At 65.5% G+C, this 14,685-nt stretch carries 11 protein-coding genes and 1 pseudogene; 5 read left to right on the top strand and 7 right to left on the bottom strand.

Annotation, left to right across the window (positions count from 1 at the left end; genetic code table 11):
- Nucleotide 1: 1 nt before the first annotated feature.
- The 3 genes from M3I56_RS15450 to M3I56_RS15440 all read left to right on the top strand — a co-directional run bounded on the left by M3I56_RS15450 (nt 2) and on the right by M3I56_RS15440 (nt 3,371).
- Nucleotides 2-1,090: an ABC transporter ATP-binding protein gene (locus M3I56_RS15450; RefSeq protein WP_254354720.1), complete on the top strand. Its 1,089-nt coding sequence runs from the start codon at nt 2-4 to the stop codon at nt 1,088-1,090.
- Between the two features lie 11 nt (nt 1,091-1,101).
- Complete coding sequence (locus M3I56_RS15445) at nt 1,102-1,809, top strand: GntR family transcriptional regulator (RefSeq protein ID WP_254354719.1); 708 nt, start codon at nt 1,102-1,104, stop codon at nt 1,807-1,809.
- 101 nt (nt 1,810-1,910) lie between these two features.
- Complete coding sequence (locus M3I56_RS15440) at nt 1,911-3,371, top strand: NAD-dependent succinate-semialdehyde dehydrogenase (RefSeq protein ID WP_254354718.1); 1,461 nt, start codon at nt 1,911-1,913, stop codon at nt 3,369-3,371.
- A 129-nt stretch (nt 3,372-3,500) separates the two neighbouring features.
- On the opposite strand, the gene M3I56_RS15435 is transcribed toward M3I56_RS15440, so the two are convergent.
- From M3I56_RS15435 to M3I56_RS15425, 3 genes are all read right to left on the bottom strand, one after another.
- On the bottom strand, nt 3,501-4,946 hold the full coding sequence (locus M3I56_RS15435; protein WP_254354717.1) for an aldehyde dehydrogenase (NADP(+)): 1,446 nt from the start codon (nt 4,944-4,946) through the stop codon (nt 3,501-3,503).
- Nucleotides 4,947-4,963: 17 nt separating this feature from the next.
- Nucleotides 4,964-6,139, bottom strand: coding sequence for a fumarylacetoacetate hydrolase family protein (locus tag M3I56_RS15430; RefSeq protein WP_254354716.1), 1,176 nt, complete (start codon nt 6,137-6,139; stop codon nt 4,964-4,966).
- A gap of 527 nt (nt 6,140-6,666) precedes the next feature.
- The gene (locus tag M3I56_RS15425) at nt 6,667-7,494 is read right to left on the bottom strand and encodes a MetQ/NlpA family ABC transporter substrate-binding protein (RefSeq protein ID WP_375541731.1); all 828 of its coding nucleotides are present in this window, start codon (nt 7,492-7,494) and stop codon (nt 6,667-6,669) included.
- 218 nt (nt 7,495-7,712) lie between these two features.
- Between M3I56_RS15425 and M3I56_RS15420 the strand changes: the two genes are divergently transcribed.
- A complete protein-coding gene (locus M3I56_RS15420; RefSeq protein ID WP_254354714.1) occupies nt 7,713-8,675 on the top strand; it encodes a sulfonate ABC transporter substrate-binding protein in 963 nt (320 codons plus the stop codon).
- A 52-nt stretch (nt 8,676-8,727) separates the two neighbouring features.
- On the opposite strand, the gene M3I56_RS15415 is transcribed toward M3I56_RS15420, so the two are convergent.
- The 4 genes and pseudogenes from M3I56_RS15415 to M3I56_RS15400 all read right to left on the bottom strand — a co-directional run bounded on the left by M3I56_RS15415 (nt 8,728) and on the right by M3I56_RS15400 (nt 13,103).
- Complete coding sequence (locus M3I56_RS15415) at nt 8,728-9,924, bottom strand: acyl-CoA dehydrogenase family protein (protein ID WP_254354713.1); 1,197 nt, start codon at nt 9,922-9,924, stop codon at nt 8,728-8,730.
- 18 nt (nt 9,925-9,942) lie between these two features.
- Nucleotides 9,943-10,215, bottom strand: a pseudogene (locus tag M3I56_RS15410) (aldo/keto reductase); the annotation flags it as partial.
- A gap of 171 nt (nt 10,216-10,386) precedes the next feature.
- Nucleotides 10,387-11,982, bottom strand: a complete 1,596-nt coding sequence (locus tag M3I56_RS15405; RefSeq protein ID WP_254354712.1) for an ABC transporter substrate-binding protein — start codon at nt 11,980-11,982, stop codon at nt 10,387-10,389.
- Nucleotides 11,983-12,038: 56 nt separating this feature from the next.
- Nucleotides 12,039-13,103 carry an ABC transporter substrate-binding protein gene (locus tag M3I56_RS15400; protein WP_254354711.1) on the bottom strand — a complete coding sequence of 355 codons (1,065 nt, stop codon included), beginning with the start codon at nt 13,101-13,103 and terminating at the stop codon, nt 12,039-12,041.
- Nucleotides 13,104-13,427: 324 nt separating this feature from the next.
- On the opposite strand from M3I56_RS15400, the gene M3I56_RS15395 reads away from it, so the two are divergent.
- Complete coding sequence (locus tag M3I56_RS15395) at nt 13,428-14,663, top strand: acyl-CoA dehydrogenase family protein (RefSeq protein ID WP_254354710.1); 1,236 nt, start codon at nt 13,428-13,430, stop codon at nt 14,661-14,663.
- Nucleotides 14,664-14,685 lie beyond the last annotated feature (22 nt).

Here is a 14,685-nt window from a genome sequence, read left to right as displayed (position 1 = left end):
CATGACTGCATTCCTGCAAATCCAGCGCCTGCGCAAGACCTACGACGACGTCGTCGCCATCGACCAGGTGTCGCTCGATGTGCGCAAGGGCGAATTCATGACCTTCCTCGGACCGTCGGGGTCGGGCAAGAGCACGACGCTCTATATCGTCGCGGGCTTCCAGGAGCCGACGGACGGGCGCGTGCTGCTCGACGGCAAGCCGCTGCTGGCGGTAGCGCCTAACAAGCGCAACATCGGCATGGTGTTTCAGCGCTATACGCTCTTTCCGCATCTCACGGTGGGCGAGAACGTAGCGTTTCCGCTGCGCGTGCGCCGCCGCCCTGAAGCCGAAGTCAAGGCGAAAGTGGAGAAGATGCTCAAGCTCGTGCATCTGTCCGAGTGCCGCGACCGCATGCCCGCGCAGCTCTCGGGCGGGCAACAGCAACGCGTGGCGATTGCGCGCGCGCTGGCCTACGATCCGCCCGTGTTGCTGATGGACGAACCGCTCTCCGCGCTCGACAAGAAGCTGCGCGAGGAAATCCAGCTCGAATTGCGCCGCATTCACCAGGAAACGGGCGTGACGATTCTCTACGTCACGCACGACCAGGAGGAAGCGCTGCGCCTTTCCGACCGCATCGCCGTGTTCAACAAAGGCCGCATCGAGCAGGTCGGCACGGGCGAGGAGCTTTACGCGAACCCGGCTTCGCGCTTTGTCGCGAGCTTCATCGGCAATTCGAATTTCCTGCCCGTGAAGGTGACGAAGAATAGCGAAGGCCGCATGAACGGCGTGTTCCCCAACGGCCATGAGATCGCGTCGGACGCCTTCAATCCGGCACTCAGCGCCGGCGACGACGGCACGCTGATGATCCGCCCGGAGCAGATGCGTCTCAGCGCGCTGCAGGGCGCAAACGGCACGACGGGTTTGCCCGTGACCGTGCGCGACGTCACCTATCTCGGCGACGCCATGCACTACGCGGTGGCCACGCCGTGGCAGCAGGAGATCTCGATCCGCATGCCGGCGGCGCATCGCCACGATGGCGGCATCATGATCGGCACGCAGGCGCTCGTCGACTGGGACGTGCGCGACGTGCGCCTGTTCGCGCAAGCTTGACGGCGGCTGTCATGAATGACGCACTGCCATCGCTGCGGGTCGAACGCCCCACGGCCACGTTGCGGGAACTCGCACTCGAAAAAATGCGCACGGCCATTCTGGAGGCGCATTTTCATCCAGGCGAGCGGCTGGTCGAGCGCTCGCTGTGCGAGATTCTCGGCGTGAGCCGCACCGTGGTGCGGGAGGTTTTGCGCCATCTGGAAACGGAGGGTCTGGTCGACTCGATTCCGAACCAGGGGCCGATCGTCGCCGTGCTCGACTTCGAGACGGCGGCGGAGATCTACGAAATACGCGCGCTGCTCGAAGGCGAAGCCGCCATGGCGTGCGCGCAGCATGCCGACGAGCGCACCGTCGCGGATCTCGCTGCCTTCATCGATCGGATTCAGGCGGCCTTCGAAGCGCAGGACCATCAGGCCGTGAGGGCGCTCACCACGGCCTTCTACGAGCGCATGTTCGTTGCCGGTCAAAAGCGCGTGGCCTGGGAAATCGTGCAGTCGTTGACGGCGCGCATCAACCGCTTGAGAGCGCTGACGATCGCTTCCGACGACCGCGGCCGCCAGGCCGTCGATGAAATGCACCGGATTCTCCGCGCCATTCAGGCCGGAAACGCGGCCGCTGCACGCGAGGCCGCGATCGCGCACGTGGACAGAGTGGCCGAGATCGCGCGCAATTTGCTGGCGGAAGGGCACGAGCATGCGTCGTGGCGTCAGGCGGGATAACGGCGCCTGGCTCTACTGATTGTTAGCGCGCTCTGCCGGAGCGATTTGCTTCTGGCGGTGCGCGGTATCAACCCGAATTTTTTGCATCCAAGGAAAGTCACGTGGAATTGAAGACCCTGTTGAAGGACGCGGCGCTGTTGCGCCATCAAGCTTATATCGACGGGCAATGGTGCTCCGCCGACTCGGGCGCGAGTTTCGACGTGTTCGACCCGGCAACGGGCGCGACGCTCGGCAGCGTTCCTTTGATGGGAGAGGCCGAAACGGCGCGGGCCATCGAGGCGGCCAATGCCGCGTGGCCAGCATGGCGAGCGCGCACGGCAAAGGAGCGGGCGGCAGTCATGCGCCGCTGGTACGAACTGATGATCGAGCACGCCGACGACCTCGCGCTGATCCTGACCGCGGAACAGGGCAAGCCGCTCGCGGAAGCGAAAGGCGAAATCACCTACGGCGCGTCGTTCATCGAATGGTTCGCCGAGGAAGGCAAGCGTGTGGCGGGCGATACGCTCGCCACACCCGCGTCGGACAAGCGGCTCGTGGTCATCAAGGAGCCGATCGGGGTTTGCGCGGCCATCACGCCGTGGAATTTCCCCACGGCCATGATCACCCGCAAGGTAGGCCCGGCGCTCGCGGCAGGCTGCCCGATTGTCGTGAAGCCCGCGGAAGCCACGCCGTTTTCCGCACTGGCGCTCGCGGTGCTGGCGGAGCGCGCCGGCGTGCCAAGGGGCGTGCTCAACATCGTCACCGGTGACCCCAAAGCGATCGGCGGCGCGATGACGAGCAGTCCTGTGGTTCGCAAGCTCTCGTTTACCGGTTCGACGGGGGTGGGGCGATTGCTGATGGCGCAAAGCGCGCCCACGGTGAAAAAGGTGACGCTCGAACTCGGCGGCAACGCGCCCTTCATCGTGTTCGACGACGCCGATCTCGACGCCGCGGTGGAAGGCGCCATCGCCTCGAAGTACCGCAACAACGGGCAAACGTGCGTCTGCACGAATCGCTTCTACGTGCACGAGCGGGTTTATGACGCGTTCGCCGCGAAGCTGGCGACGGCCGTGAAGGGGCTGAAGGTCGGCCATGGCATGGAGGGCGGCGTCACGCTGGGACCGCTCATCGACGAGGCGGCGGTCAGGAAGGTCGAAGCGCATATCGCCGATGCGATGGGTAAAGGCGCGACGCTCGCCACGGGCGGAACGCGTCACGCGCTCGGCCACGGCTTTTTCGAGCCCACGGTGCTGACCGGCGTCACCGCGCAAATGGATGTCGCGAGAGAGGAGACGTTCGGCCCGCTCGCGCCGCTGTTCCGTTTCTCGAGCGACGAAGAAGTGGTGAAGCTCGCCAACGACACGGAGTCCGGACTCGCCGCCTACTTCTATAGCCGCGATATCGGCCGCATCTGGCGCGTGGCCGAGCAGCTCGAATACGGCATGGTGGGCATCAATACCGGCTCGATCTCGAACGAGGTGGCGCCGTTTGGCGGCGTGAAGCAATCGGGTCTGGGCAGGGAAGGGTCGCACTACGGCATCGATGACTATCTCGTCATCAAGTACCTGTGCATGGCGGTTTGATCGCCGGATTCACACAAAAAAGGCGGCGTCGCTGGGAAGATAAAGTCTCAAGACTGAAAGTGAAAAGCGGAGACCGGATTTGATATCCGGTCTCCGCTTTTTTACCGCTTCAATCGTGCGCGTGGCGTCTTATGCCGCTGCCGTTCCGCTCGTCGCGGCAATCGCCCACTGCGGCGCATCCTGCAACGCTACGGGGCGCAGGAAGCGCTCGATCGCCGCATAGCCGACCGAGGTGGTTTGCGGCTGCGTCGAAGCGGGCCACGGGCCGCCGTGCTGCTGCGCATCGCACACGGCGACGCCCGTTGGCACGCCGCCAAACAGCACGCGACCCGAGATACGTTGCGCAGCAACGGCGAGCGCGCGATTGGCCGGCGTATCGGCTTGCGCGCCCCACAGCGTGACCGTGAGCGAACCCTCCACCGCGCCGAGCACGTCGAGCGTCTGCGCCTGGTCACGCACCTTCACGATCAGCGCAGCCGGGCCGAACATTTCTTCGTGCAGCGCCGCGTTGGCGATGAACGTCTGCGCATCGGTTTCGAACAGGCGCGGCGCGGGCGCTGCGGCTTCTTCGTCGTGTGCCGGTGCGGCGAGACGCACGCGCACGCCCGCCTGGCTCGCGATATGCGCGGCGGCGCTTTCGAAACCGTGGCGCATGGCCGCCGTGAGCATGGCGTGCGGCTTTTGCGTGGACAACGCTTGCGCCAGCGCCGCTACGAAGCGCTCGCCATTTTCGTCGTCGCGCACGACGATCAACCCCGGGCTCGTGCAGAACTGGCCGCAACCCATCGCGATCGAGGCGGCGAGCGTGGCAGCGGGCGTCTCGACGCCTTCCGCGAGCGCTTGCGGCAGCACGACGAGCGGATTGATCGAGCCGAGTTCGCCATAAAACGGAATCGGCCGACGACGCGCATTGGCCGCGCGCCACAGGGCCACGCCGCCCTGATACGAACCCGTGAAGGCCACCGCCGCGACATCGGCATGACCGACGAGATGCACGGCCGCCTCGCGCGAAGCCTGATCGACGAACGCGATCACGCCTTCGGGCAAGCCCTGTTCGTGCAGCACACGCGCGGCGAGCGCATGCACGCGGCGCGACAGTTCGGGATGGCCCGAGTGCGGCTTGACGATCACCGTGCAACCCGCTGCGAGTGCCGAGGCCGTATCGCCGCCGAGCACCGAGAACGCAAACGGGAAATTGCTCGCCGAGAACATCGCCACCGGCCCCAGCGGTAATTGCACGCGCGTGAGGTGCGGGCGGCCTGCGGGCGGCGCGCCGGGCACGGCTGCGTCGTCGACCTGGCGATTGGCAATACCCGCTTCCACGCGCTCGGCAAAGCCGCGCAGCTGAAACGCGGTGCGCGCGAGCTCGCCATTCAAACGTGCGGCGCCAAGCGACGTTTCTTCGTCGGCGATGGCGACGAGCTGCGCGGCGTCGCGCTCGAGCGCGTCGGCGAGGCCGCGCAGCAGGGCGCTGCGCACGGCACGCGAAGCCGCGCCGTAAAGGGCCTGTGCTGCGTGTGCGAGCGCGGCGGCTTCGTCGATACGCGCGAACGTCACGTTGTTTTCTGTCTGCATTACGAATTCACTCCAGATTAAAAAAGACCGCGCTCGGCGAGATTGGTATAGAGGGCGCGCACGCCGAACGTCCACGGTTCGATTTCGGTGCAAAGGCGCACGGTGTTGACGATCGCGCCAAGCGGCGGCGCGCTGATCGTGACCCGGTCGCCGAGATGATGCGTGAAGCCGCCGCCGGGCGCGTCGCGGTCCTTGATCGGCGAGAACATCGTGCCGAGGAACAGCATGAATCCATCCGGATACTGATGGTGGCGGCCCCATGCCTGCGAAACGAGATCGAGCGGGTCGCGGCTGATTTCCCGCATGTGGCTCACGCCTTCGAGCAGGAAGTTGTCGTCCGTGCCTTCCACGCGCAGCGAGACGCTGGTGGCGCGAACCGTATCGAGCGTGAAGCCTTCGTCGAATAAACGAATGAACGGGCCGATCGCGCACGAGCCGTTGTTGTCCTTGCATTTGCCGAGCAGCAGGGCGGAGCGGCCTTCGATATCGCGCAGGTTGACGTCGTTGCCGAGCGTCGCCCCGACCACTTCGCCGCGGCTGTTGACCGCGAGAACGATCTCGGGCTCGGGGTTATTCCACGCAGAGGCGGGATGCAGGCCGATATCGGCGCCGAAACCCACCGCGGACATCGGCTGGGACTTCGAGAACACCTCGGCGTCCGGACCGATGCCGACTTCCATGTATTGCGACCACGCACCACGGCGCTGAAGTTCTTCCTTCAGCCTGCTCGCGGCCTCGGACCCGGGCTTGATTGTCGAAAGATCGGTGCCGATCAGCTTCGTGATTTCGGTGCGCACGTCCTGGGCTTTGGCGGGATCCCCGCCGGCCTGTTCTTCGATCACGCGTTCGAGAAGACTCACCGCGAACGTCACGCCGCAGGCCTTAATCGCCTGCAGGTCACAGGGCGCGAGCAGCCAGGGGCGATCCGCGGGGCGATCGCCCGCGAAGCTGTGTTCGAGCAACGCCTCGGCCGTGCCGAGCGGCTCGCCGGGCGTGTGTCTCACGACATCGAGCAGATCGTCGTAGTCGAACAAGTCGGCCGTGGTGGGGGCCACCTCGGAAATATCGAAGACCATGCCGCCGCGCACGACGACGACGCAGGGTCCGTCACCCTCCGGGGTGGGCCGCCAGACGCGGCCGACGAGCAGCGCGCTATCGAGATCGTGCGGAAGATAAGCGGATGTTGAGGACATGGCAGGCATTCCGGAGTGAGCGTGGCGACACGCATCGTAGGGCGGATGCGCGTGCGCGTCCAAAGGAACGCCTCTTTGTCCAACAGGCTGGACGATCGCGCGGCCCGGTCAAACTGACCGGGCCGCGGCTCGTATTGCGGGTTAGAAGAGGTGCTTGATATGCCGCCCTGGCCGAGCGTGCCGTTGCTGACGCTGAAGCCGCTTTCGAGCACGAACAGCGTCTTCACGCTGCCGCCCAGATCTTCGGTGCCTTTCAGGCCCCAGCGGCTCGAACTCGGGCCCGAGGTGCCGCTGTCGAACTGGGCGACCTGGCCGCCACCGCTTGCCACCGGCAGGCGTTGCCGCCGTCTAAACGTTGTTCGTGTAGGTCACGTTGCCCGTGACGATACCGTAGAGCGTCACGCTGCTTTGGGCATAGGATGCGACGGGGGACAGTGCAATGGTGGTGAGCGCGAGAAGTGTTTTTTCATGGTTGTGGGCCTATTCAGGTCGTGGTCAAGGCAAAAGCATTGGACATATCGAACGAGTTAATGCGGAAAGTAATCGGGCAGGCGATAGCCCTGATAGGTCGGGTTGCGCAGGATTGCCGCACGGAATTCGTCCGAACGATAGGCCGCGACGATATCGGCCGTTTCCTGTGACTGACGGTTCGCCGATTTGACGACGACCTGATTCACATAAGGGGAGCGCATTTGTTCGAGCGCCAGTGCTTCGGTCAGACGGTGCCCGCTGGAAATGGCGAAGTTGCCCTGGATGGCCGCGAAATCGACGTCCTCGAGTGCGCGCGGCGCCTGTGCGGTTTCGAGCGGGACGATGCGAATGCCGGCGGGATTGGCAACCACGTCACGTTCGGAGACATCGACGGGATTGGGATTCTCGCGAATGCGGATCCAGCCGATCGCCTGGAGAATCTTGAGCGCACGTTCGAGGTTGACGGGGTCGTTCGGCACGGCGACCGTGGCGCCGGCCTTCACCTCGGAGAGCGAATGATGGCGGGTAGAGTAGAGCCCCATGGGGGGCGTCGGCACTTGTACGACGCCGACGAGGTCGGTGCCGTTCCGCTCGTTGTACGCCTTCAGATAGACGCTGTGCTGCATCACGTCGGCGGCGATTTCGCCGTGCCACACGGCCTGGTTCGCCTCGAGCCCGGTGCTGAAGTTCACGTACTGGATGGTGTAGCCTTTGCGCTTGAGCTGCGGCTCGACGCCTTCGCGGAATTCGTCGGCGTACGGTCCGGGCACAAAGCCGACTCGCAACACGTGCGCGGTGTTATCGGCAGCGTAGACCACCGGCGATTGCAGCGCAAACAGCGCGATAATGGAGAATAATATTTGGATAACTAATCGATATCGCATGATGAGTGACTTCGTGATCTGGAAAGGCCGATTATGGTGGGGGCTTTCGTGGGCGGCCAATATTAAATCGAGATTTACATATCGGCTGCCCCGCATGGATCACGAAGCCGCGTGGTTATCATTAGCGGGAATTAGAAGCGCAGGATTTGATGGTTTTCTCGCTGCCGCGGGGCTTATAACATCGGCTTCTTTCTAATCTATTGCCGAGGCAGCCACGCATGAACGCACGCCGCAACTTCATTCGAATCTCAGCCGGAGCCGCTGCGCTCGCCGCCTTGCCGGTGCTCAGCGCGTTACCCGCGCGCGCGGCCAACGCATCGCGTACGCTGCGCGTAGGCAATCAGAAGGGTTATCTGAGCCTGCTGAAAGGACGCGGCACGCTGGAGAAACGGCTTGCTCCCCTCGGTGTCGCGGTCACGTGGACGGAGTTCGATGCAGGCCCGGTGCAACTCGAAGCCCTCAACGTCGGCTCGATCGACTTTGGCGACGTGGGCGAGGCGCCGCCCATCTTCGCGCAGGCGGCCGGCGCGCCGCTCGCCTATGTCGCGGCCACGGTGCCGCGGCCGCAGGCGGAAGCGGTGCTCGTGCCGCACGCCTCGGCCATCCGCAGCGTTGCGGATCTCAAGGGAAAGACCATCGCGCTCAATCGCGGCAGCAACGTCCATTATTTCCTCGTGAAGCTGCTGCAGGCGCACAACATTCAGTATGGCGATGTGAAAGTCGTGTTCCTCGCGCCCGCCGATGCGCGCGCGGCGTTCGAGCGCGGCGCCATCGATGCCTGGGTGATCTGGGATCCGTTCCTCGCCGCCGCGCAAAAGACACTCGACGCCCGCATTCTCGCCGATGCGAGCGGCGTGGTCGTCAACCGCGCCTACTATTTTTCGTCGCTCAGTTACGCGAAACAAAACCCGGATGTCATCAAGATCCTCATCGACGAATTGAGCCAGATCGATCAGTGGGGGCAGGCTAACCGGGCCGCGCTCGCCGCGCAGCTCGCACAGGTGTGGGGTCTGCCGAACGACGTGGTCAGCGAGGCGATCGGGCGCGTGCAATTCGGCACGGGTCCGATCACGAAAGCGATCCTCGCCGAGCAGCAGCAGATCGCCAATACCTTCTTCGACCTCAAGCTGATTCCGAAACGCGTGAACGTGCTCGAAGCGGCAGCGCCGGGAATCGTTTAGCGCGACGTGTTTTCATCAACCCCGGCCGCAACCTGCTCGCGCCGGGGTTTGCTCACAAGCCCAGCGCGCGACGCGCCGCCATGGCGCGCAACAAGCTGTTGGAGGGCGCGTGAATGCGTGCGCACTGCACATTGCGGTGATGGCGCTCGAGCGGATTGTGCCGCGCAATCCCGTGGTTGCCCGCGAGTTCGAGCGCGATATCCACGGCCTGAATGGCGTTGTCCACCACGTTGTGCTTGACGACGGAAGACAGCTCGGCGGGCGCGGTGCCTGTGTCGATCGCTTCGGCCTGGGTGCGCAGCAGCCAGTCGTTGCTCGCCAACAGCATCTCGATGCGCCCCACGCTTTCCTGCACGATGGGAACGCTCGCGAGCGCCGCACCGCCGAGCGCAGCGGGCTTGCGCTCGGTGAGGAAGGCGAGCAGCCAGTCGCGCGCCGCTCGCGCCGCGCCGTCGTAGACCGTACCGACCAGGCTGAAGTACCACGCCGTTGCGTGCGGATCGCGCTGCACGCCGACATGCGCCGGCCTCAGGCCGACCACATCGTCGACGGAAATCGCCACGTCCGTGAACACCACATCGTGGCTCGCACTCGCCCGCATGCCCAGCGGGTCCCACGTCTCCACGATGCGCACGCCCGCCGCCTCGCGGGGCACGAGAAAATGGCCGAGACGCGGCTCCGGTTCGTCCGTGCGGGCGAGCACGTTGATCCACGTAAGCAAGGGCGCGCCCGTCACATACAGTTTGTGTCCCGTGATGCGCCACGTGGCGCCTTCGCGGCGCGCGAGCGTGTCCGGCAGACCGCCATGCGAGGGCGAACCGAGCGCCGGCTCGACCTGGGCCGCGTTGACGAGCGCGCGACCTGCCACGCTCGCCCGCGTGAGGCGCTGCGCGAGCGCTGCGGGCCAGTTGCCCGTTTGCTCGCGCGCGTCGTGCACGATCATGGCGTGCTGGCTGTAGTGCATCGAGAGAATGAGCGCGACCGACGGATCGCCATAGGCGATCTCGGCCACGATCGCGCGCGCCAGCGCGAGCCCCGCGCCGAAGCCGCCGTCGCTGTGGGCGATGTTCGCGCGCAGCAGGCCCGCTTCGCGCAACGCGCGGAATTGCTCGAGCGGCGGGGTAGCATTGCGGTCATGCTCGTCGGCCACGGTGGCAAACGCGCGGCCGAGCCGAGCCGCGCGCTCGATCAACGCGGTGGCCTGATCCTCGTCGCGCGCGAGCGCGGCGTCCGGTGTGAATGCGTTCACGGTGCTCTCCCTGGGCGATCAGCGTTCACCGCCCGGCGCACGCGGGTCTTGCGTGGCGCCGTGCCGCACGAGGCGCCCGAAGAACGGGTGACCGGGGTCGTTGAATCCCGTTGTCGAAGGATGGCCGCCTGCCACGAGCGAGTCGACAAATGCTTCGTCATCCTCATCGAGGCGGTACTGCAGCGCGGGCAGATAGTCGCGCCATTGCGCTTCGGTGCGCGGCCCCGCGATCGCCGATGTGATATAGCGGCTATTGAGCACCCACGCCAGCGCGAACTGCGCGGCGGTGAGGCTTGCTCCTGCGCGGCGCCGATGATGCGTTCGGCCAGGGCGTCGTCGGTTGGTCCGCCAAACATGATCGTGCCAAGCGTCAGCGGTGGAGATTTTCAGGCCGCTATGGCCCAGTTGCCGGTAGTCCATGTCGTTTCCCTGGTTCATTCAAACAGTGCGACGTGAGCGCGCTCAGCGCGACAGCCAGACATCGGCGAAACTCGCGGCCGTGCCGTCGGGTGAAATGGAGTGGTCGTGCACGCGCTTCGAGGCGAGCGTCACCCACTGCGGCGCCACGAGATTCAGGTCCGGCAGATCGTGCTCCAGAATGCGCTGGATCTGCGCAAACTGCTGCTTGCGCTTCGTTTCATCGCTTTCTCGCGCGGCTTGCGCAAACAGGCCGTCGATTTGCGGGTTGCTGTAGTGCGAGCCGTTGGTGAAGGGCACGCCGGGGCGGAAGTTGTCGGTCGTATACAAACGCGCCACGCCCACCACCGGATCGAACAGATTGCTCATGCCATTCACGGTGAAGTCGAATTGCCGGTCCGTATAAACGCGCTTCAAATAGGCCGCCAGATCCTGGTTGCGGATCGTCACGGCGATGCCCACGCGGGCGAGCGCCGACTTGATGTACTCGCCCGTGCGCGCGGGCAGGTCGCCGATGGGCAGCGGGTCGAGCGTGAGCGCGAAGCGCGTGCCGTCCGCCTTGCGCGGATAACCGGCCTCGTCGAGCAGATGGTTCGCGCGCGCCACGTCGAACGGGTAGGGCGCGGGCGCCGCGTCGTAGTAGGGGTTCGACGGCATCAGCGGGCTCGCGGTAGGCGTCGCGTAGCCGTAGTAGATCACCCTGCGGATGACTTCGCGATCGATCGCCGAGGCAATCGCCTGTCGCACCTTCAACGTCTTGAGCACCGGATTGTCGAGATTGAACTCGATCCGCGCCACGCCCGCCTGAAACTCGTAGCCGCGTGTGTCGATGCCGAGCTTCGGATTGGCCTTGAGGCGGTCGAGGTCGGCGAGCGGCACGGGCGTATCGCCGCCGAGATCGACCGAGCCGTCCTCGAACGCCACCGCGCGCGCAGCGGGGTCGGCGATGATCTTCACGATGATGCGATCCAGATACGGTTTGCCGGCGTTCCAGTAGTCGTCGTTGCGCGCATATTCGATGTAGCTGCCGCGCACCCACTTGACGAAGCGAAACGGGCCGGTGCCGATGGGCGCATTGTTGGCCGGATTGGCGAGCACGTCCTTGCCTTCGTAGAGGTGCTTCGGCAGGATCGGCGTTTCCGAAGCCGAGAACGCACGTATCAGCCATGGCGTGGGCTCGCTGAGCGTCAGCACGACCGTATAGGGGTCCGGCGTGGCGATCGCGGTGACGTTCGCGAAGGTGGTGCGCGCTCGCGGATGCACCCGGCGCAGCGTTTCGATCGACCATGCAACGTCGGCCGAAGTCAACGGCGCACCGTCGTGCCATTTCACGCCGTGCCGCAGATGAAGCACGTAGCGGCGGCCGCCATCCTCGATCTCCCATGCGGTGGCGAGCAGCGGCTTGGGCTTCAAATCGAAGTCGTAGTCGAGCAAGCCTTCAATCACTTTCGGGCTGACCTTAAGGACATTCACGGCCGTCGTGGCGACATCCACGAGCGCCGTCGGCTCCGGCGTCACCACGAAATTGAGCGTGCCGCCGCGCGTTTGTGCGTGTGCGGCAACCTGTGCGGCCACGCTCGCCATGACGAGGAGCATCAGAACGACACAGCGTGGCGCCGTGCGCAGGATGAGAGCAATCATCGGTTCGGCGACAGGCGATTGGAGAAAATGCGCGCTGGCAGGCAGCGCCCCTTGGGTTAACCAGCGAGCACGCTGCCACGCTCCGCGCGCCGCGCCAGCGCCGCCTCGAGCGGCGCCGGATCGACCCAGTGTGCGAAGTCGAAATCCGCCGCGATAAAGCCGTGCTCGAAGAGAAAGCGCTTGAAGTGCGCGAGCGCATCGAGTGCCCCGGCATCGAGTCCGATCGCGAGTTGCCGGGGCAGGCCGGCGCCATAGGCGCGTGTGACCCAGTGCTCGGCGCTGCGCACTTCGCGGGCCACATAGCGCGTGATTTCGCCGGGATGTGCGCCAGCCCACGCGGCCACGTCGAGCGTGCGCGCGAGCACACGTTCGACAAGGTCGGGACGCTCACGCAGGAGTTGCGCATCGACCGTGAGCGGGCGCGGCGTACCGTTGTTCGCGTGTGCTCGCCGGTCGGGATGCGCGCTGATGTCGACCAGCACGCGCGCGCCGAGCACGTTGGCGACGTCGAGGCCCGTCGCGCCCTTGACGAACACCACGTCGGCTTCGCCTCGCAGCAGGGCCGCCGCCTCGCGCGAGAATTCGTGGGCGCGCTGCGCATCGAGCCACTCGGCGAGCGGTGCGGAGTCGTCGGCCTTCGCGTGGGCGAGGCCACGGGGTTCGTGCGGCAGATCCACGCTCTCGACGTCGGCAGGCGAGACGCCGATGGCTTCGAGCAGCGTATGCAAGCCACGCAGCGCAGTGGCGCGGTGAAAATCGAGCACTTCGCCGGCAGTATTGATCGGCAATCCGAATCGACGCCCCGCGAGCGAGGCGCGCGTGGGCGTGAGGTGCGGATCGAGCGTGATGAGCGCCTGAAACTCATCGACCCAGCTCACGCCGATGAGCCGCGTGTCGCTGCCTTGCGCCCGCGCCCATAGCGCCGGAATGTTGCCGCCCTGACGAAACGACCACGGCTGCGTATGCGTGAAATGCGAGCGGCGGATGGCCGGGTCGTCGGCGTCTTGCAATGCCTTCACTTCGATGCCGTCGGCGGCGAATTCCTGCTGCAGCAATCCTTGCTGCGCGGCGATGCCAAATGGCGTCGGCGCAGGGCAACGGGTGTACCAGAGCAGCGTCATGAAGATTCCTCGGTGGCGAACAGGCGCATCGCGCAGAACCTCTGCGCGGGAGGCATGAAGCAATCGATTATCGGCAAGCGCTTGCGGCGAGGTCAAAGAACGAATCGTGAAATAGGTCTGCGCGCGGAGGTGATTTGCTTTGGCCGCAACCTCGCGTTGCCCGACTGCATGGACTGCGTGCCAATGCAGACAGGCGAATAACAAAATGCGAATTCGGTGGTTAGTCGCGCGCTATGTGCTCCCTATACTTTTCCTTCTGGCAAAACGCCTTGTGGCCGCCCGGGAATCCAATCCATTCGCGGGCCTGACAAAAAGGAAAACTCCATGTCCGCTCTTCCCACTCAACTTCCGGTGCGCGCTCGCGCGGCCAGTTTGTCGTTGCAGGAGGCGCTCGCCGACTTGCCCGCGCTTGCGAATGAAATCGGCAACGACGCGGCCGCGCGCGAAGGGCGCCGCGAATTGCCTTTCGAGGGCTTCGACGCGTTCCGGCGCTCAGGGCTGGGACGCCTCAGGCTGCCGGTGGAGTGGGGCGGCCTGGGCGGCTCGCTCGTGGACGAATTCGATGTGATCGCGACGCTGGCCGCGGCCGACAGCAATCTCGCGCACGCGCTGCGGATTCATTACGACCAGACCGAAGCGCTGCTGCTCTCGGCTCGCACGCCGTTCAACGATTTGCAGATCCAGCGCGTGATCGACGGCGCCATTTTCGGGGGCGCCTCGACCGAGCTGGGTACGTCGCGTCCGGGCGAATACACCACGGCGCTCAGGCGCGACGGCGAGCATTACCGGCTCGACGGCCGCAAATACTATTCGACCGGCACGGCCTTTTCCGATTACGCGCGCTTGAGCGTGCTGAACGACGAGGGCCAGCCCGTGGTGGCCATCGTGCCGGTGCGGCGCGAAGGGCTCACGGTGCTCGACGACTGGGACGGCATGGGGCAGCGCATGACGGCGAGCGGCAGTCTCGTGTTCGAGAATCTGCTGGTGCGTGCGGACGAGATCACCGAACGCGGCCTGACGACACTCGCCGGCCGTCATGGCGGCGCGCTTCGGCAGCTCCACCTCGTGGCGGTGGCCGCGGGCATCGTTCGCAACGTGGTCGCGGATGCGAGGCGTTACGTGCTGGAGCACGGCCGCCCCGTACTGCACAGCACGGCGCCCTCCGCGCGCGAGGACGCCTTCATTCAGCAGGTCGTCGGCACGCTCTGCGCGCACAGTCATGCGATCGACGCGCTGGTGCGCGAGAACGCCCGCACGCTCGATCGATCGGCGCAGGCGATCCGCGCGGGTGCGCCGGACGCAGATCAGCTCGTGCTGGAAGGCGCGCTGGCGACGGCCCGCACGCAGCTCGTGGTGAGCAAGCTGGCGCTCGAAGCCGGCGAGCGCCTGTTCGAGGCCGGCGGCGCGTCGGCCACTTCGCGTGCGCACAATTTCGACCGGCACTGGCGCAACCTGCGCACGATCTTCAGTCACAACCCGCTGCTGCACAAAGCGCGTGTGATGGGCGACTACGCCCTGAACGGCGTGACGACGCACCTCACCGAAGGCCGCGTATTTTGAAACCCATGATCCATGGAGAGTC

It is taken from the genome of Paraburkholderia sp. CNPSo 3281 (assembly GCF_024206515.1).
Taxonomy (GTDB): Bacteria; Pseudomonadota; Gammaproteobacteria; order Burkholderiales; family Burkholderiaceae; genus Paraburkholderia; species Paraburkholderia nodosa.
Note: the sequence above shows the minus strand (reverse complement) of the source record. Positions and strands in the feature narration are given on the sequence as shown.

What these genes read in the sequence shown, in the direction of transcription:
- M3I56_RS15430 (WP_254354716.1), bottom strand. Translation starts at nt 6,139, where the DNA reads ATGTCCTCAACATCCGCTTATCTTCCGCACGATCTCGATAGCGCGCTG.
- M3I56_RS15420 (WP_254354714.1), top strand. Translation starts at nt 7,713, where the DNA reads ATGAACGCACGCCGCAACTTCATTCGAATCTCAGCCGGAGCCGCTGCG.
- M3I56_RS15400 (WP_254354711.1), bottom strand. Translation starts at nt 13,103, where the DNA reads ATGACGCTGCTCTGGTACACCCGTTGCCCTGCGCCGACGCCATTTGGC.
- M3I56_RS15395 (WP_254354710.1), top strand. Translation starts at nt 13,428, where the DNA reads ATGTCCGCTCTTCCCACTCAACTTCCGGTGCGCGCTCGCGCGGCCAGT.
- M3I56_RS15435 (WP_254354717.1), bottom strand. Translation starts at nt 4,946, where the DNA reads ATGCAGACAGAAAACAACGTGACGTTCGCGCGTATCGACGAAGCCGCC.
- M3I56_RS15450 (WP_254354720.1), top strand. Translation starts at nt 2, where the DNA reads ATGACTGCATTCCTGCAAATCCAGCGCCTGCGCAAGACCTACGACGAC.
- M3I56_RS15445 (WP_254354719.1), top strand. Translation starts at nt 1,102, where the DNA reads ATGAATGACGCACTGCCATCGCTGCGGGTCGAACGCCCCACGGCCACG.
- M3I56_RS15425 (WP_375541731.1), bottom strand. Translation starts at nt 7,494, where the DNA reads ATGCGATATCGATTAGTTATCCAAATATTATTCTCCATTATCGCGCTG.
- M3I56_RS15405 (WP_254354712.1), bottom strand. Translation starts at nt 11,982, where the DNA reads ATGATTGCTCTCATCCTGCGCACGGCGCCACGCTGTGTCGTTCTGATG.